The organism is Thermodesulfovibrionia bacterium (assembly GCA_030646035.1).
Lineage (GTDB): Bacteria > Nitrospirota > Thermodesulfovibrionia > UBA6902 > UBA6902 > JACQZG01.
Genome location: JAUSMY010000056.1, coordinates 175,268 through 191,790, shown reverse-complemented (window position 1 = coordinate 191,790; position 16,523 = coordinate 175,268). Strand labels below are relative to the sequence as shown.

Annotated in this window: 18 protein-coding genes; 3 read left to right on the top strand and 15 right to left on the bottom strand. The window is 44.7% G+C overall.

All coding sequences use genetic code 11. The features are described 5' to 3' along the window. Positions 1 to 16: 16 nt before the first annotated feature. The 6 genes from gmk to rpiB form a co-directional block, all read right to left on the bottom strand. The gene (gene gmk, locus Q7U10_09595) at positions 17 to 646 is read right to left on the bottom strand and encodes a guanylate kinase (GenBank protein MDO8282855.1); all 630 of its coding nucleotides are present in this window, start codon (positions 644 to 646) and stop codon (positions 17 to 19) included. A 12-nt stretch (positions 647 to 658) separates the two neighbouring features. Further along, entirely contained in the window at positions 659 to 1,510 is an 852-nt protein-coding gene (locus Q7U10_09590) for a YicC/YloC family endoribonuclease (GenBank protein ID MDO8282854.1), read from the bottom strand. A gap of 106 nt (positions 1,511 to 1,616) precedes the next feature. Beyond that, complete coding sequence (locus Q7U10_09585; GenBank protein ID MDO8282853.1) at positions 1,617 to 4,055, bottom strand: ATP-dependent Clp protease ATP-binding subunit; 2,439 nt, start codon at positions 4,053 to 4,055, stop codon at positions 1,617 to 1,619. Positions 4,056 to 4,155: 100 nt separating this feature from the next. After that, entirely contained in the window at positions 4,156 to 4,611 is a 456-nt protein-coding gene (gene nrdR, locus Q7U10_09580) for a transcriptional regulator NrdR (protein ID MDO8282852.1), read from the bottom strand. Between the two features lie 32 nt (positions 4,612 to 4,643). Then, positions 4,644 to 5,903: a serine hydroxymethyltransferase gene (gene glyA / locus Q7U10_09575; GenBank protein ID MDO8282851.1), complete on the bottom strand. Its 1,260-nt coding sequence runs from the start codon at positions 5,901 to 5,903 to the stop codon at positions 4,644 to 4,646. Next, on the bottom strand, positions 5,894 to 6,346 hold the full coding sequence (gene rpiB, locus Q7U10_09570; protein ID MDO8282850.1) for a ribose 5-phosphate isomerase B: 453 nt from the start codon (positions 6,344 to 6,346) through the stop codon (positions 5,894 to 5,896). Before rpiB ends, glyA begins: the two co-directional genes overlap by 10 nt. 146 nt (positions 6,347 to 6,492) lie before the next feature. Between rpiB and coaE the strand changes: the two genes are divergently transcribed. From coaE to Q7U10_09555, 3 genes are all read left to right on the top strand, one after another. After that, positions 6,493 to 7,038 carry a dephospho-CoA kinase gene (gene coaE / locus Q7U10_09565; GenBank protein MDO8282849.1) on the top strand — a complete coding sequence of 182 codons (546 nt, stop codon included), beginning with the start codon at positions 6,493 to 6,495 and terminating at the stop codon, positions 7,036 to 7,038. A 140-nt stretch (positions 7,039 to 7,178) separates the two neighbouring features. Continuing rightward, positions 7,179 to 7,538 carry a type II toxin-antitoxin system RelE/ParE family toxin gene (locus Q7U10_09560; protein MDO8282848.1) on the top strand — a complete coding sequence of 120 codons (360 nt, stop codon included), beginning with the start codon at positions 7,179 to 7,181 and terminating at the stop codon, positions 7,536 to 7,538. Next, entirely contained in the window at positions 7,535 to 7,897 is a 363-nt protein-coding gene (locus Q7U10_09555) for a helix-turn-helix transcriptional regulator (GenBank protein MDO8282847.1), read from the top strand. The genes Q7U10_09560 and Q7U10_09555 overlap by 4 nt, the downstream gene beginning before the upstream one ends. 14 nt (positions 7,898 to 7,911) lie before the next feature. Here the strand turns inward: Q7U10_09555 and Q7U10_09550 are convergent, their stop codons facing one another. The 9 genes from Q7U10_09550 to Q7U10_09510 all read right to left on the bottom strand — a co-directional run bounded on the left by Q7U10_09550 (position 7,912) and on the right by Q7U10_09510 (position 16,506). Next, positions 7,912 to 8,823 carry a PfkB family carbohydrate kinase gene (locus tag Q7U10_09550; protein MDO8282846.1) on the bottom strand — a complete coding sequence of 304 codons (912 nt, stop codon included), beginning with the start codon at positions 8,821 to 8,823 and terminating at the stop codon, positions 7,912 to 7,914. An 18-nt stretch (positions 8,824 to 8,841) separates the two neighbouring features. After that, positions 8,842 to 9,879, bottom strand: coding sequence for a zinc-dependent dehydrogenase (locus Q7U10_09545; protein MDO8282845.1), 1,038 nt, complete (start codon positions 9,877 to 9,879; stop codon positions 8,842 to 8,844). Between the two features lie 7 nt (positions 9,880 to 9,886). After that, on the bottom strand, positions 9,887 to 10,678 hold the full coding sequence (lsrF, locus tag Q7U10_09540) for a 3-hydroxy-5-phosphonooxypentane-2,4-dione thiolase (GenBank protein ID MDO8282844.1): 792 nt from the start codon (positions 10,676 to 10,678) through the stop codon (positions 9,887 to 9,889). Positions 10,679 to 10,701: 23 nt separating this feature from the next. Continuing rightward, on the bottom strand, positions 10,702 to 11,505 hold the full coding sequence (locus Q7U10_09535; GenBank protein ID MDO8282843.1) for a YkgJ family cysteine cluster protein: 804 nt from the start codon (positions 11,503 to 11,505) through the stop codon (positions 10,702 to 10,704). Between the two features lie 51 nt (positions 11,506 to 11,556). Further along, positions 11,557 to 12,360: an AmmeMemoRadiSam system protein B gene (amrB, locus tag Q7U10_09530; GenBank protein ID MDO8282842.1), complete on the bottom strand. Its 804-nt coding sequence runs from the start codon at positions 12,358 to 12,360 to the stop codon at positions 11,557 to 11,559. Positions 12,361 to 12,390: 30 nt separating this feature from the next. After that, the gene (gene dnaB / locus Q7U10_09525; protein MDO8282841.1) at positions 12,391 to 13,755 is read right to left on the bottom strand and encodes a replicative DNA helicase; all 1,365 of its coding nucleotides are present in this window, start codon (positions 13,753 to 13,755) and stop codon (positions 12,391 to 12,393) included. Continuing rightward, positions 13,756 to 14,205, bottom strand: coding sequence for a 50S ribosomal protein L9 (gene rplI / locus Q7U10_09520; GenBank protein ID MDO8282840.1), 450 nt, complete (start codon positions 14,203 to 14,205; stop codon positions 13,756 to 13,758). Positions 14,206 to 14,307: 102 nt separating this feature from the next. Beyond that, entirely contained in the window at positions 14,308 to 15,261 is a 954-nt protein-coding gene (locus Q7U10_09515; GenBank protein MDO8282839.1) for a transposase, read from the bottom strand. 96 nt (positions 15,262 to 15,357) lie between these two features. Next, entirely contained in the window at positions 15,358 to 16,506 is a 1,149-nt protein-coding gene (locus tag Q7U10_09510; protein ID MDO8282838.1) for a WD40 repeat domain-containing protein, read from the bottom strand. Between the last annotated feature and the right edge of the window lie 17 nt (positions 16,507 to 16,523).

Below are 16,523 nucleotides of genomic sequence, written 5' to 3'. Positions count from 1 at the left end.
CTATAACTGCAGATATTTATTTTGTAATTTTATTTATCCTGCTGAGGTCAGCCCTCTTTGTTCTTAATCTCGAAGAAATAATGATACTTTCGAGTTCTCTTAAGGCATCTGCCAGTTTATCATTGATAATAATGTAATCATACTTATTGTAGCTTGCCATCTCGTCTATCGCCCTTTCAAGGCGCTTTTTTATCTCTTCCTTAGAGTCTGACTTCCGGCCGCTCAGCCTCTCTTTCAGTGCCTTGCTGCTTGGCGGAAGGATAAATATGTAAAAAGCATCCCTGAACTTGCGCCTCATCTGGGCAGCGCCCTGGACATCGATGTCAAGTATTATATCATACCCTTGATTATTTGACTCTTCCAGCTTTTTTATGGAGGTGCCGTAGAGATTTCCATGGACAATCGCCCACTCTGCAAACTCATTATTCTCTATCATCTTCATGAACCTATTTTTCGTCACAAAATGATAGTGAACCTTATCAGCCTCGCCTTTTCTGGGCGGCCTGGTTGTATATGAGACCGAATGCCTGAGCCTCGGGATTCTCTTTAGAAGTTCATAGCAAAGGGTCGTCTTGCCTGCGCCGGACGGAGCAGAGACAATAAAGATATCCCCTTTTTTTTCAGATGCCGTTTTTTTAACGCTCATATCCTCTACCAATTACTGTAAATTCTGTACCTGTTCCCTGATCTTTTCAAGTTCATCCTTCATCTCTACGACAGAGACAGTGATCCCGATATCAGAGCTCTTGGAGCCTATAGTGTTGACCTCTCTGCGAAGTTCCTGTATGACAAAATCCAGTTTTTTCCCGACCGTGTCTCCGGACTTGATTATATCCTTCATATAGTTGAGATGGCTTTTTATCCTGACCGCTTCCTCGGTAATATCAGATCTCTCTGTCAGGATCGCGGCCTCCTGTATCAGGCGGCTCTCATCAAGATGAGCATCTTTCATAATATCCTTCAATCTGTCCCGAAGGCTGCTTACGGCGGTTGTTGTGATCTTCTTTCTCCTGCTCTCGATCCGCAACAGATATTTGTTTATTGTCAGTGTCCTTTTATTAATATCAGCCACAAGGGCCTTCCCCTCCTTGCGCCTGGAGATCTTCAGCTTCTTAAGCGCTGAATGAAGCGCTGAGTTAAAATCAGAGACATTTAATTCAGGATCATCCGATGAAAAAATATCTCTTAAGGTTGTATAAAAGCTCAACCCGACATCATCCTTAAGCTTCAATTCTTTCTTTAATGAGAGCAGGGCTTTTTGATACTCCTGTGCCAGCCTGGTATTTATATGTATCTTCTTATCATTGCCGGAAAGCTTTGAAACATAGATATCAATGCGGCCTCTGTTAAAACTATCCTTTGCAAATTTCCTGATATCAGCGTCAAGGCGGTAAAGATATGAGGGCGCGTTAAAATGGATATCAAGATTTTTATGGTTAACTGAACGCACTTCAACGCTGAAATCGCCTTTTTCAGCGCTGCCGAAACCTGTCATGGATTCTATCTGCATTGAACCTCTCTGTCTTTAATAAAAGACTATAAAATAAAAAGGTAAAACTACCTTAATGAAGATGCTGACACAAAAGATTAATTTCAGGAAAAGTCATCGGGAACAATTAGCTGGATACAAGCTCTTCCACACCGCTCTCAATAAAAACAGGCTTGCCGTCTTCAATAACAACCCTGATATTCTTTAATTCCCTGAATCTTCCCCTGAGGATCTCTTCGGACAGAGGGTCTTCTATATATTTCTGGATCGCCCTTCTCATAGGCCTTGCGCCGTAAGCTGTTTGATAATTATTGTCGATCAGCCACTCTATTGTATCATCGCTCAGCTCTACCGTGATGTCCTGATCAAGAAGCTGCTTATTGAGATCGATCATCAGAAGGTCAACGATCTTTACCAAATGTGCTTTCTCAAGCTGATGAAAGACTACAATATCATCAATGCGGTTCAGGAACTCCGGGTTGAACTTTTGTTTAAGCTCGCTGAGAACTCTATCTTTGATCTCTTTGTATTTATCTTCTGAAGCCGCGTTCTGAAAACCAAGCGGAGTCATGTTGTCGGTGAACCTTGTGCCGACATTAGATGTCATTATTATTATCGTGTGCTTGAAATCAATTTTCCTTCCGAGATTATCAGTAAGCACCCCTTCATCAAGCACCTGCAGAAGCACATTGAAGACATCCGGATGAGCCTTCTCTATCTCGTCAAAGAGTATGACTGAATAGGGCCTCCTCCTTACTGTCTCTGTAAGCTGGCCGCTCTCCTCATATCCTACATATCCCGGAGGCGCGCCTGTAAGCCTGGAGACATTGAACTTCTCCATATATTCAGACATATCAATTTTTATAAGCGCGTTTTCATCATTAAAGAGGAATTTGGCCAAGGACTTGGCAAGCTCTGTCTTGCCCACACCTGTGGGGCCGAGGAAGAAGAAGGAGCCGATAGGACGCTTCCTTGCCTTTAACCCGGCGCGTGAGCGCCTTATCGCCTTTGAAATAACATTAACGGCATCATCTTGCGCGACTATGCTTCTATGAAGCTCTTCCTCCATGCGGAGAAGCTTCTCAGATTCATTCTCTTCAAGCCTGTAAAGCGGGATGCCTGTGATCTTTGATACTGTATATGCGATATCATCCTCATATACGACAGGGATGTCATTCTGCTGGTTCTCACGCCACTTCTCAAGAAGGCTGTCATAGAGTTCCCTTATCCTGTCTTCCTCTTTCTTGGCAGCGGCTCCCTTTTCAAAATCGTGGATCTTAATATACAGCCCCTTCTCTTTATTGACCCTTCTAAGTTCAGATTCAAGCTCCCTGAGCTCAGGAGACATCATGAACATCTTCAGTTTCATTCTTGCCCCTGTCTCGTCAAGAACATCCACAGCCTTATCAGGAAGCGACCTGGCAGTGATGTATCTGTCTGAAAGATTGACACATGCCTTGATAGCCTCATCACTTATTTTTATCTTGTGATGTGATTCGTAATTTTTCTTCAGGCCGTTAAGCATGTCAATGGTTTCTTCAACAGAAGGAGGCTGAACGAATATCGGCTGGAAACGTCTCTCAAATGCGCCGTCCTTTTCAATATATTTTCTGTACTCATCAGATGTTGTTGCGCCGATGCACTGTATCTCGCCGTTTGACAGCGCGGGTTTAAGCATATTGGATGCGTCGACAGAGCCCTCTGCAGCGCCCGCACCCACAAGGGTATGCAGCTCATCGATGAAGAGTATAATGTTATCGGATTGGGTTATCTCCTTCATGAGCAGCTTAAGTCTCTCCTCAAACTGGCCCCTGTATTTGGTGCCTGCTATCAGAGCGCCGAGGTCAAGGCTGATGATCCTCTTGTTATAAAGGTTCTCAGGAACGTCTTTGCTGATTATCCTTTGAGCAAGCCCCTCAACAATAGCGGTCTTTCCTACTCCGGGCTCTCCGATAATAACAGGGTTATTTTTGAGCCTCCTCCCCAATATCTGAAGCACCCTCTCTATCTCGTTGGTTCTGCCGATAACCGGGTCAAGTTTGCCATTTCTTGCGAGCTGGGTCATATCCCTTCCGAACTCGTCAAGCGCGGGTGTCTTGCTCTTCTTTTCCTTGACAGCCTGCTGTGTCCCGCGTATTGAAAGGTTAATGGCCAGCTGGCGGGCTGCAAGAAGATTGGCGCCCAGGCTTCTGAGTATCTTCCCTGCAATGCCCTCATCTTCTCTGATAAGCCCTGTTAAAAGATGTTCGCTTCCGATATAACTGTGGCCCAGAAGACGGGCTTCCTCTACAGCAAGTTCAAGAACCTTTTTTGCACGGGGTGTAAAGGGGATATCACCAAAGGCAAGGATGCTGGAGCTTGTAGGCAGGTTCCGTTCTACTTCGATACGCAGTTCGCCCACGGAAATCCCCATCTTCTTGAGGATAATTAAAGGCAGTCCGTCTTCATCTTTGAGTATGCCTAAGAGAAGGTGTTCGGTTCCGAGATAGTCGTTCTGACGCTTCTCAGCCTCATCCCGAGCATTGATGATTACCTTTCTGCCTTTTTCCGTGAACTTTTCAAACATATATTACCTGTATAAATAATATCTTTATATGATTTTCATTGTCAAGGAAGACGGGATCAAATGATTGATAAAAGCAGCGGTGATATGGGGACAAAAAAGATCATTTATGGAAATAAAGGTCTTTTATCTCTTCCATGAACTCTTTTATATCTTTGAACTGGCGGTAGACCGATGCAAACCGCACATAAGCAACCTCATCTATATCTTTAAGCCCTGTCATTATCTCCTCTCCGATAAGAGAACTCATTATCTCTTTCTCGCCGAGCGCCTGCAGTTTCTTCTCTATCCTTGTTGTAAGCGCTTCCCATTCCTCGACACTGACAGGCCTCTTCTCGCACGCCTTCTCAAGGCCGTGTATTATCTTCTGTCTGTCAAAGGCCTCGCGCCGTCCGTCTTTTTTGACCACAAGCGGAAGTATCTCCTCTATGCGTTCATAACTTGTAAAGCGGCTCGCGCACTTCAGGCATTCCCGCCTGCGCCTAATAACATCGGCCTCTTTGCTTGAACGGGAGTCAATAACCTTGTCTTCGACAAAACCACAGAATGGGCATTTCATAATTTTTTAGTTAAGAGTCCGGAGTTAACCGCTTAAACTTTCAGGTCGCTGTACGCAGGAAACTTTCTGCATAGAGACTTCACTTTATCCCTGACACGCCTGATATTATCTTTGTCATTAGGAGCCTGGAGCACAGCGTCTATCAGGCCCGCGATTATTATCATCTCAGGCTCTTTCATGCCGCGAGTGGTCACAGTAGGAGTCCCGATCCTGATACCGCTTGTTACTGCAGGCGGGAGTTTGTCATGAGGAATCGCATTTTTATTAAGAGTGATACCGGCAAGGTCAAGCGCTGTCTCTGCGTCTTTGCCTGATATCTTCTTGTTAGAAAGGTCAATAAGCATAAGGTGCGTGTCTGTGCCGCCTGATATTATCTTAAAGCCTCTCTCGATCAGGGCTCCGCTTAACTCTTTCGCATTCTTGACTATCTGAATCTGATAGTGCTTAAAGCCCGGAGATAACGCCTCTTTTAAAGCGACCGCTTTTGCAGCAATAACATGCATTAACGGGCCGCCCTGTATGCCCGGGAATACCATCTTGTCTATCTGCTTTGCATACTTCTCTTTGCACATAATAATACCGCCACGCGGCCCTCTGAGGGTTTTGTGAGTGGTAGATGTGACAAAGTCAGCATAAGGAACAGGTGAAGGATGAACTCCTGCCGCAACAAGCCCTGATATATGAGCTATATCAACCATAAAATATGCATTGCACTCTATGGCAATCTTTGACAGCTTCTTAAAATCGATTATCCTTGAGTAGGCGCTGGCGCCGGCTACAATTATCTTCGGCTTGACCTTCTTTGCTATCTTTCTTACCTCATTATAGTTAATGGTTCCGGTCTTTTTGCCGACCCCGTAAGAAGATCCTTCATAAACTATCCCTGAGAAGTTGACATGTGAGCCGTGAGACAAATGGCCGCCGTGGCTGAGGCTCATGCCGAGTATCTTATCTCCCGGCTTTAACATCGCGCAGTATACAGCCATATTAGCCTGCGTGCCTGAATGAGGCTGAACATTAACATGCTCTGCGCCAAAGAGTTCCTTCGCCCTGTTAATGGCAAGTGTTTCAGCAATATCAACGTATTCACATCCGCCGTAATACCGCCTGCCGGGATATCCCTCTGCATATTTATTTGTAAAGACAGTGCCCTGCGCCTCCATGACCGCCCTGCTGGCATAGTTCTCTGAGGCTATCAGTATAAGCTGTTCTTTCTCTCTCCTGATCTCATTAACTATCGCATCGTATATCTCAGAATCGGCCTTTTCCAGTTCAGACAAATTTAACGGCATATCATTTTATCCTCTATCGCTTTTATTTTATCAAGTCTCCTCTGGTGACGACCGCCTTCGAAATCAGTCTGAAACCAGACCCTCACAATCTCAAATGCGGTTTTATTATCCAATGACCTTCCAGGCAGTATCAGCATGTTCGCATCATTATGCAGCCTGCTCATCCTTGCTGAATCAGCGTCATGGCAGAGCGCAGCCCTTATGCCCGGAAATTTATTTGCCACGATCGACATCCCGATACCTGTCCCGCAGATAAGTATCCCTCTTTCTGCCTTGCCGCTTGAGACCATCTCAGCAGCCTTAGCTCCGAAATCAGGATAATCCACTGACTCTTCATCTTTTGTGCCGACATCCTCACAGCTTAATTCAAGTTTATCAAGCGCAGGCAGCAGCGCGTCTTTCAATGTAACTCCGGCATGGTCACAGCCAATTGCAACGATCATCGTTCCCCCTTGGATAATATCTCTTGAAACACCGGCACGAACAACTTACTAAATGACAGGATTTATAGTATTTTTACAGACAAAATATATTATCAGCATCATATATCTAAGTCAAGAATATAGAGAAAATCTGCTATAATCCACTTATGCCTACCATAGGACTGACAGGCGGTTTCGGAACAGGCAAATCAACAGTGCTGAAGCTATTCAAAAAGCTCGGCGCGCATACCGTTGACAGCGATAAACTTGTCGCTGATATTCTCAAACGTCCGGTCATCATCAATAAGCTTGTTAAAATACTCGGCAAAGAGATCACTCAAAAAAGAAACGGCAAACTGATCCTGATAAAAAGCCGTATTGCCAAGATCATCTTTGCAGACCCTGAAAAACGAAAGGCCGTTGAAAATATCATTCATCCTGAAGTGTTGAAAGAGATCAAGGCTATCAGGAAAACAATCTACAGCAAAGACAAATCAGCAACCATCGTCATTGAAGTCCCTCTGCTCTTTGAGACAGGCTTTGATAAGTATTTTGACAAGACAGTAGTCGTGTACTGCAATAGAGAAATTGCAATCAACAGGCTCATGAATAAAGGCTTTTCAAGAGAAGAAATTCTCAAACGTATCCGCGCCCAGATGCCGATCTCAAGAAAAAAGAAGTTGGCTGATTACTCAATTAATAACAATAGCTAACCCCTCCCCTGAATAAGCTGGTTAATTCCTTACCTTGAAAACAGGCCTATGCAGTGCGATATAATGGTATCGCTTTCTAAAATAGCAAATATAACTGCCATATGGTTGCGATTTGAGCATACATCAATATTGATGTTGACATGGATATGAATTTTACGGTAGAATTTTATGAGACAGTGACTGGAGCATGTCCTGTTCGTGATTTCCTGGACGAGTTAAAGGCCACTGATCCGGACGATTTCGCATCAGTGATAGCAGGTCTGGCAAAACTGCGGAACCGGCAGTATCACCGCAAACCATTATGCAAGGCGCTTGGTGATGGGCTGTTTGAACTGCGCCACGTGGGCAAACTCAATACCCGCGTGCTTTGGTTTTTCGTAAAGAATTGCCGGATTGTCGCTGTTCACGGTATTCGCAACAAAGGGCGGACTATTTCTGACCGCGATATTAAAACTGCTACTGACCGGATGCTTGACTGGCGGAATAGAGAGGAGAGATGAAAAAAACAAATTTTGATCGTTACATAGAAGAGCAGATGAAGGATCCCGCATTTGCCGCCCGCTTCAAAGACGCTGGCGAGGCCTGGGATGTTGCGCTGCAGATCACAGCACTCCGCGAGCAAGCCGGGCTTTCACAAAAAGACCTTGCGAAGATACTCAAGACCTCACAACAGCAGATCAGCCGACTGGAATCACCAAACTATGAAGGACACTCACTCAGCGCCCTGCGCCGTGTTGCCGAAGCCCTTCATGCCAAAGTCCGCGTGATATTTGAGCCGGAGAAAAAAGGGAGCGGGATGCGTGTAGCTGAAGCTGGCGTAACGTACCATCCCAAACGCTCTAAAACTAAACGGACATAAAGAAAGATTCCCCTCTACCCTAAATCCTCAAAATGCGTCAGCCTCTTAAACTCTCTGTACCGCGCTTCTATCTCCAGGTAATCAAGCGTCTTGAGCCTGTCAAGACTGAATGATTCGACATTGAACGATGCCATGACGCTGCCGAAGATTATCGCTTTGCGGATGTTTGCAGGTTCAAAGTTCATCGTGTTGGTGAGGTAGCCCATGAAGCCGCCTGCGAAGCTATCGCCTGCGCCTGTGGGATCAAAGACCGCCTCAAGCGGATAAGCAGGAGCTGCGAATATCTCCTTGCCCGTGAACATCAATGCGCCGTGTTCACCGCGTTTTATTACAAGCGTTGTCGGCCCCATCTTCATAATTATGCGTGCGGCTTTAACAAGGTTCGGCTCATTCGCAAGCTGCCTCGCCTCGCCGTCATTGATGAGAAGGATGTTTACGCTCTTAAGCGTTTTAATGAGCGAGTCTTTCTTTCCGCTGATCCAGAAGTTCATTGTGTCGCAGGCAACGAGCGCGGGTTCTTTGACCTGGCTAAGAACATCTCTCTGAAGGTCAGGGTCTATGTTCGCAAGAAAGACGACCTTGCGGTTCCTATAGCTTTCAGGAAGGTTCGGCTTGAAGGATTCAAAGACATTAAGCTGTGTATCAAGCGTCTTTGCCTCATTTAATTCATAACCGTATTCGCCCTTCCACCTGAATGTCTTGCCCTCTTTCCGCTCGATGCCTTCAATATCTATGCCATGGCTCTTTAATGATGTAAGGTGCTTTTCAGGAAAGTCAGTGCCTACAACAGCAACGACTGCGACATCGGTAAAATAGCTTGAGGCGGTTGAGAAGTATGTGGCTGAGCCGCCGAGCGCCTCATCAACTTCGCCGAATGGTGTTTTAACAGCATCAAATGCGACAGAACCTACAACGAGTAATGACATATTATTATCCTCCGAATTTTATTTAGCGCAATTAATGTCCGGCTCAAGAATGACCTTTATAGACTCTTTTGCATCTGCAACAAGACTGAAGCCTTCCTGCGCTTTTTCAAGCGGCAGCCTGTGAGTGATCATGTCGCTGAAAGAGATCCTCTTGCTGCGCATGATATCTATCGCCGCCTCAAGGTCATCAGGCCCTGCGCCGTAAGATGTCATGAGCGTTATCTCATTTCTCCAGAGATCGTTCATAGGAACAGGCACCATCACCTCAGGCTCAGGCACGGCAAAGAAGAGGACCGTCCCTCCCCTCTCTACACATTTGATGCCGTCAAGCGATGCCTGAAGAGCGCCTGCGCAGACAATAACGAGATCAGCAAGATGTCCGTCATTTGCCTCTTTGATGCGGTCATGGATGTTATCTTTGGCATTGAAGACAGCATCAGCGCCGAACCTCTTTGCGGCATTGAGACGATAGTCATTAATATCAGTAGCGAATATTTTTCCTGCTCCGGTTGCTTTGGCAAGCTTTACATGCATCAGCCCTGATATGCCGCTTCCGATAACCAGAACGCTCTTGCCGGGCTTCAGGCCTGCAAGCCTCTGCCCACGCATCACACATGCAAGCGGTTCAATAAAGGTGCCTTCCTCATAGGTCATATCATCAGGCAATACATACACGCCATTTTCAACATTGATCTTTGGAATTCGGATGTACTCGGAAAAACCTCCTGGGTCATAGTTGGTATTGTGAAGAGTATCGCACGCGGTGTGAGCGCCGCTGAGGCAGTACTGGCAAGTATTGCAGGGGACATGATGGGAGACAAAGACCCTCTGCCCGACATTGTAATCATCAACCCCCTCGCCGACCTCTGCGATATAACCGGTAATCTCATGGCCGAGAACTCGCGGAGTCTTCTTTACGCGGTACCATTCCATAACATCGCTTCCGCAGATACCGCTGGCTACGACCCGTACAAGTATCTCACCCCATCCAATCTTTGGGATCGGTATCTCCTGCACCCTGACATCTTTGTTGTTGTAATAAACTGCTACTTTCATCTGAATATTATTTTTTATTCTTTATCTCATTAAAGATATCATTAGCCTCTTTAGGTGTTGCCTTCTTGTGGACAACAGCATGCAGCGCCTTCATCATTGCAAGAGGATATTGATGCTGCCAGACATTTCTGCCGAGGTTGATTCCTATAGCGCCCTTCTGAAGTCCGTCATATACGAACTCCATGACCTCAAGCTCGGTCTCGCATTTAGGCCCGCCTGCCATAACTACCGGAACAGGGCAGCCGTTAATGACCTTGTCAAAATCCTTGCACCAGTATGTCTTGACCACTCTCGCGCCAAGCTCAGCAGCGATCCTGCAGCAGAGGCCGAGATAACGCGCGTCCCTCTTCTCAAGCTCTTTGCCGACTGCGGTAACTGCCATAACAGGGATGCCGAAGTCTTCACACTCATTGACAAGCTGTGCCAGATTTAGAAGCGTCTCTTTCTCGTATGGAGTTCCGACAAATATTGACATTCCGACTGCAGAGACGTTCAAACGGATAATCTCTTCTATGGAAGTTGTGAGCCCCTCATTTGCAAGGTCCTCGCCGACAACACTCGTGCCTCCTGAAACCCTAAGAATGATCGGCTTGGTCTTAACAGGGTCAATAGCATTTCGCAATACACCTCTTGTGACGAAGAGCGCATCTGCATAAGGCAGAAGCGGTTTTATCGTCTCGCCGGGTTTTTCAAGTTTTGATGTAGGCCCCAGAAAATAGCCGTGGTCTATAGGCAAAAAGAAGCAGTGCCCGTCAGGTTTGATTATCTGTGCAAGTCTGTTTCTCATTCCCCAATCCATAACATATCCTCCTTAAGTTTTAATTATTTGTCAGAAGTATTCTTATCTTTAATATTTAAATGTTCGTCCCTGACCTTAAGGGTCTGATCAAGCATCATCACATACTTAATATACATAGCTCCGAATTTGATAAGAGCCACATCATTATTCCTGATATCCTCAACAACAGTTTTATCTATATCAAAGATATCAAGGAATCTGCTTTCAAAGATATATCTTCTGAACCTGTCGAGGTCATAGCTCGCCATATAGAACTGGTGCTGCTTCTTCTCATCAATCCCGGATTCATTGGGAAGGTTCTTTCTCATCTGGATAGACTTCCACTCTCTGTTGACCTCATCATACTTATCAACCTCCTGGTCATTTCTCCAGGAAGCGATAGTCCATTCTTTATCCTCTTCAAAACCCAGGCAGTGCTTCTCATTAATAAAGAAATAAAATTCTTCATCAACAGGCCCGTTCTTACCGTCAACCTTGAGCGTGCCCTGCCCTACAGGATAATAACGGCAGTTTGCCGGCCGGTCTTCATAAACACTGCATCCTTGCTCTGTGACAAAAGGGCACTTTCTCTCTTTGTCATCATTCATCAAAAGCATCGCGTACGGGTGCGATGAACTATCATCTATCTTCATATACGTATGCATTTCCAGAAACTCTTCCGAAGACAGAGCAAGCCTGTTCTTCAGTCTCAGGACATCATAAGGTGTAAGAAGAATCTCTACATTACTGCAGCACTTTGTGAAACATTTGATATCCTTATGGCATCTGAACTTGAATTTAGAATCAAGCGAGAGTTTGGTTTTGACAACATTATCCATTTTTGACATATAAGCCTCCAGCCCGGAGTATCGGGATCATTCAGGAATTTTGTGAAGAGTTTATTTTACTATAACCCCGGCGTATCCTACAACGTTGTTATAATCACCGCTTACATCGCCGGAGGTCATGTACTTTATAAGGCGCGCCTCTTTTGCGCCTAATCTATTGGCTGCGTGAAGCATGGCGGTTACAGGGGCATATCCGCACATTGAGATATTCTCTTTTTTTACGGTCTCATAAAGGCCGTCGGCATCAAGGCTTAATATTTTTTTAATCGCCATACTGTCCTTCCCCTTGGCTGCAGAGGCTTCCTCATAATGGCTCATGTCTGAGCTTGCAATGATCGTGACAGGATAATCAGTCTCAAGTATGGCATCGGCAAGGCTCTCGCCCAACGTCCTGCATGTCGCAGCCGAGTCAGACATAATCGTAATCGGCACAATATTCACCTCTGATGAAAAATGGATGATAAAAGGAAGCTGCACCTCTATCGAGTGTTCCATCGCATGTGCAAGCGTATCTTCTTCAACAAGACTGGAAGCTTTTAAAATTTTCTTTGCAAGGTCCTCGTCTATCTTCAGGCTGCCGGTGGGCATCTGCCATTGACCTGAAGCCATAATAGAGATCGGCGCTCCAAGGCCGGTGTGGTTAGGGCTGAGGATAATGAAGGTCTTGGGGAATTTTATCCTTGAATAAACCGCGCCTGCAACAGCGCCTGAATACATGAGTCCGGCATGCGGAGATACTATGCCGATCGCTTTGACCTTTACTGCGTCATGAACTATATACCCGTTAACTTCTTCTGTGAGATCTGACTGAGATGAGGAGTAAAAACTTCCTGCTACAGCGGGTTTTCTTATCATGATTTAGATGCAAAGCTTATGCAGTTTTACCTAAAGGTTATCAATACCGCTAAAGTCTTTGAATTTTGTGAACTTGTTAATAAATGTAAGCTTTACTACATCTGTAGGGCCGTTTCTCTGTTTGGCTATATCAAGCTCGGCAACACCATGTTCATCAGAGTCTTTTTTATAATAATCATCTCTGTAAATAAAAATGATTATATCCGCATCCTGCTCGATCGCCCCTGACTCTCTGAGGTCTGCGATAACAGGGCGTTTGTTCTCCCTCATCTCACAGCTCCTGTTGAGCTGGCTGAGGACGATAACAGGCACTGAAAGGTCTTTTGCAAGAGCCTTCATTGAACGGGAGATATCTGATATGACCTGTTCCCTTGCGATATGCGTGCCCACACCGCTCATAAGCTGCAGATAGTCAACAATTATAAGAGCTAATCCGTGCTCTTTCTTCAGCCTCCTGCACTTTGCCCTTATATCAATGACCGAGTTAAATGAATCATCAATATATATAGGAGCCTCTGCAAGCCTGCCTGCTGCATTGACAAGCTTTCTGTAATCTTCTTTGCTGTGATAACCGGAGCGGACGCTGCTGGAGCTGACCTCGCCTTCTGAACATATCATTCGTAAGGCAAGCTGTTCTTTAGTCATCTCAAGGCTGAATATGGCAACCGGGGCCTTTTCCTCGATCCCTACATGCGTCGCGATATTAAGACAGAAGGCGGTTTTTCCCATACCCGGACGGGCGCCGACAACGATAAGATCGCCGGGGTTAAAGCCGGTTGTAAGCTTATCAATATCCATGAATCCTGTGGGCAGGCCGGTTATGAGTTCCTTTTTATCATAGAGCCTGTCTACAAGGTCTATCGTATCCTTGAGCACCTCTTTGATATGCACATAAGATTTCCCCGTCTTCTTCTCATTGATGGCGAACATCTTTGTCTCTGCAATATCAATAAGCTCTCCGACATCCTGATCGCCGTCATAGCCCATTGATATGATCTCAGTGGAGGTCTTTATAAGGTTTCTGAAGATAGCCTTCTCTTTGACTATCTTTGCGTGGTATCTGACATTTGCAGCGGTGGGGACTATGCTGACAATGTAGCTTATGTAGGAGGCTCCGCCGACCTCCTTGAGCTGGTTCTGTTTTGTGAGTTGTTCCGTAAGTGTTATGGAATCGATTGGTTCGTCTTTCTCATAGAGGTCCAGCATGGCGCTGTAGATCTTCTTATGAGCATCCTTGTAGAAATCATCTGCCGTAATGAACTCTAAGGCTGAACCGATTGAATCCTTCTCTAACATTATCGCGCCGAGCACAGACTGTTCCGCCTCGATATTCTGAGGAGGCACACGGTCGGAAGGGAATTTTATTATCTTATCGTCCTGAGCGCGTTCAAACATTTATGTTTCTGTTCTTTTGACTTCCAGCTTTATGGTTGTGGTGACATCCTTATAAAGTTTTACAGGCAGTTCATAGGAACCAAGGCGTTTGATAGGCTCAGCGAGAACGATCTTTCTCTTGTCTATTTCAACTCCCTGCTTTAAAACAGCTTCAGCAATATCCGCAGCTGTAACCGCGCCGAAGAGCTTGTCCTCTTCACCGGCCTGTGCCTCTATAGCAACCGATATGGAGGACAGCTTTGTAGCAAGATCCTTCCAGTTCTTAACAACCTTTGCTGCCTTTGACTCGATCTTCTTCTTCTCATGTTCAAACTGCTTGATGTTTTTCGGATTCGCCTCTACCGCAAGGTTTTTGGGTATAAGGTAGTTCCTGCCGTAGCCTTTTGCTACATCAAGCACGGTGCCGATCGTGCCAAGATTCTCAACATCTTCTCTTAAAATAACTTTCATGTCATATCTCCTGTTTATGTGATTTATCTGATCTTTCCAGAAAAGAGTATTAATTATACCCGAGAGAGGGAAAAAATAAAAGAATTGGGAAGATGTATGGGGTCAGACTTGACTATTGACATTTGCCCTATTTTTCTTCAGCATCCTTATCAAAACATCAACATCTTCTTTCATGTCTTCCTTCTCTTTCAGATATCTCGTAACTATGGCAGGGTCTTTTTTGATGAATGCCGCAATCTCGCTGCACTTATATTTATACTCCCTCGCCGCGATCGTCAATATCTTCTTCCCTATTGATATATCCCTCGCCTTGCTCTTCTGCCTTATCTGTTTTAATGTGATCCCGTGAACCTTCTCCACCACTTTTGCTATCTCATCCAACGTGTATTCTCTTTCTCTCTTCTCATGGACAAGCTCAACATCACACATATCCATCACCTTCTCTATAAACCTCTCATCTCCCAATACCCTCTGGTCTGCTATGTTGTAGATGTCATCTTTATCAACTGATATGCCGTCGCCCATATAAGCTCTATAAAGCTTCCTTGCTGCTGTCTTGTCCTCTGAAAACATCCTCAGAACCTGATCGGTATCAACCGGATCACCGCTTACGGCCTTTCCAGCGTAACACTGATGGCTGCTCCAGGGGTATTCATCAGGCCGCTTTGTCATCTCTGCTCTTACAGGATTGAGGTGTATGTATTTGATGAGTGAAAGCAGGTATCCGTCCCTGTCACAGAGTATCGCCTTATACCTCCCCTGAAAGAGATGTCCTACTGTCTTGTATCTCTTGTTGAAATACATTGTATAACTCTGGTTGATTCCCTGAAGTATTTTTGAAAGTGGGAATGACTGTGTCTCGATCAGCAGGTGAAGATGGTTGCTCATCAGAACATATGAATAAAGCAGGAACTTGTAACGCTGTTTGTAGCCGGTAAGGATCTCAAGATATTTAAGGAAGTCATTCTTGCCCTTGAATATCTTCTGCTTCTGATTGCCGCGGATTATTATGTGATAAAATGCGCCGTTAAACTCTATTCTCGGTCTGCGTGCCATGCGGTCAGAATATCAAAATGTGCCTCAAATGTCAATAGTCAAGTCTGACCCCGTTCTGTTCTATAAGGTCTGCGTTAATCTGTCAATAACAAGAAACTAATTAAGGTTTGGTTGTTTCCATTTATCCTCAGGCCATGAACGGACACACCATTTTTCTTGCCATGTTTCTGTTTCGTATAGACAAAGATACCCGTTTTTCTCAAGTGCGAAATATTTACTGTCGGAGCTAAATGCCATTGGATAGATTCCGCATACTGAGGTGGCTCCACTTACATTGCTAAATTCGTGAATCAGTTCTGCTTTGGATAAATCCCATACTTTTACTGTGTAACTGCCTGAGGTTGCAAGCATTTGTCCATCAGGAGATGCTTTTAAATCGTCAGGCCAATAATGATTAGAATCCAAATCTTCTGTTCCCCCATGTGCATTCCATTCTTTAACCTTCTTTTGCTCTGATATTGACCACTTACTTACATATCCATTTGCAAAACCGATATATATATTTTTTTCATCAGAAGAAAATGATGTACTACATAATTCATTCTCCGGTTTTTCCCATTTGGCAATCTCTTTTTTTTCCTTTATGTCCCAAACCGTTACCCATTTATTGATAAGAAGTTTTTGCCACCAGTATCTATGCTCTTCCCATCTGGATAATTCTTGCCATACCATAAGATAACGTCCATTTATACTTAGGACATTCCCTCTTGGAGCACCCCACCAAAATGGATAGTCACTGAGAGGTTTTTTTTGCCTTTCAATAATCTCGCCTGAAATTGCATTATATATAACAGTGTTTTGTGCACCTACAGCAATAACTCTATCATCTTCGTTTGTATATGTAATCGCCTGCGCCCCATAAGGCTCTTCTTCCAACCAAGCGACTCTCCATCTCCATTTTTTATCTTCCAAAGCATAAACTCCTATAGCTTTCCCCAAAAAAGCAACCGCAATAAATTTTCCATCATGACTCAGTGCTATTCGGTTAGCATATTCATATTTGTCCGTGTTAAATTTGTCAATTATTATTCTATCAATCAACTCTCCATTTTCTACTGACCAGAATTTAATACTTCCTTCTGGTTCTGTGTTGCAACTACCTGCTAATAGGGATGAATGTGGCACAAATATTAAATCGTGAAGACAACTACGTAGTTTGAGTTTTACATTCTTTTCATTAGCAATGGATATGCTAATGAAAAGAATAAATAAAACTATAGCCCCTATCAGGATTTTAAGTTTCATTCTAACTATGCCTCTCT

Coding starts and splice junctions, on each gene's coding strand:
- gmk (MDO8282855.1), bottom strand. CDS start 646: ATGAGCGTTAAAAAAACGGCATCTGAAAAAAAAGGGGATATCTTTATT.
- Q7U10_09590 (MDO8282854.1), bottom strand. CDS start 1,510: ATGCAGATAGAATCCATGACAGGTTTCGGCAGCGCTGAAAAAGGCGAT.
- Q7U10_09585 (MDO8282853.1), bottom strand. CDS start 4,055: ATGTTTGAAAAGTTCACGGAAAAAGGCAGAAAGGTAATCATCAATGCT.
- nrdR (MDO8282852.1), bottom strand. CDS start 4,611: ATGAAATGCCCATTCTGTGGTTTTGTCGAAGACAAGGTTATTGACTCC.
- glyA (MDO8282851.1), bottom strand. CDS start 5,903: ATGCCGTTAAATTTGTCTGAACTGGAAAAGGCCGATTCTGAGATATAC.
- rpiB (MDO8282850.1), bottom strand. CDS start 6,346: ATGATCGTTGCAATTGGCTGTGACCATGCCGGAGTTACATTGAAAGAC.
- coaE (MDO8282849.1), top strand. CDS start 6,493: ATGCCTACCATAGGACTGACAGGCGGTTTCGGAACAGGCAAATCAACA.
- Q7U10_09560 (MDO8282848.1), top strand. CDS start 7,179: ATGGATATGAATTTTACGGTAGAATTTTATGAGACAGTGACTGGAGCA.
- Q7U10_09555 (MDO8282847.1), top strand. CDS start 7,535: ATGAAAAAAACAAATTTTGATCGTTACATAGAAGAGCAGATGAAGGAT.
- Q7U10_09550 (MDO8282846.1), bottom strand. CDS start 8,823: ATGTCATTACTCGTTGTAGGTTCTGTCGCATTTGATGCTGTTAAAACA.
- Q7U10_09545 (MDO8282845.1), bottom strand. CDS start 9,879: ATGAAAGTAGCAGTTTATTACAACAACAAAGATGTCAGGGTGCAGGAG.
- lsrF (MDO8282844.1), bottom strand. CDS start 10,678: ATGGATTGGGGAATGAGAAACAGACTTGCACAGATAATCAAACCTGAC.
- Q7U10_09535 (MDO8282843.1), bottom strand. CDS start 11,505: ATGTCAAAAATGGATAATGTTGTCAAAACCAAACTCTCGCTTGATTCT.
- amrB (MDO8282842.1), bottom strand. CDS start 12,360: ATGATAAGAAAACCCGCTGTAGCAGGAAGTTTTTACTCCTCATCTCAG.
- dnaB (MDO8282841.1), bottom strand. CDS start 13,755: ATGTTTGAACGCGCTCAGGACGATAAGATAATAAAATTCCCTTCCGAC.
- rplI (MDO8282840.1), bottom strand. CDS start 14,205: ATGAAAGTTATTTTAAGAGAAGATGTTGAGAATCTTGGCACGATCGGC.
- Q7U10_09515 (MDO8282839.1), bottom strand. CDS start 15,261: ATGGCACGCAGACCGAGAATAGAGTTTAACGGCGCATTTTATCACATA.
- Q7U10_09510 (MDO8282838.1), bottom strand. CDS start 16,506: ATGAAACTTAAAATCCTGATAGGGGCTATAGTTTTATTTATTCTTTTC.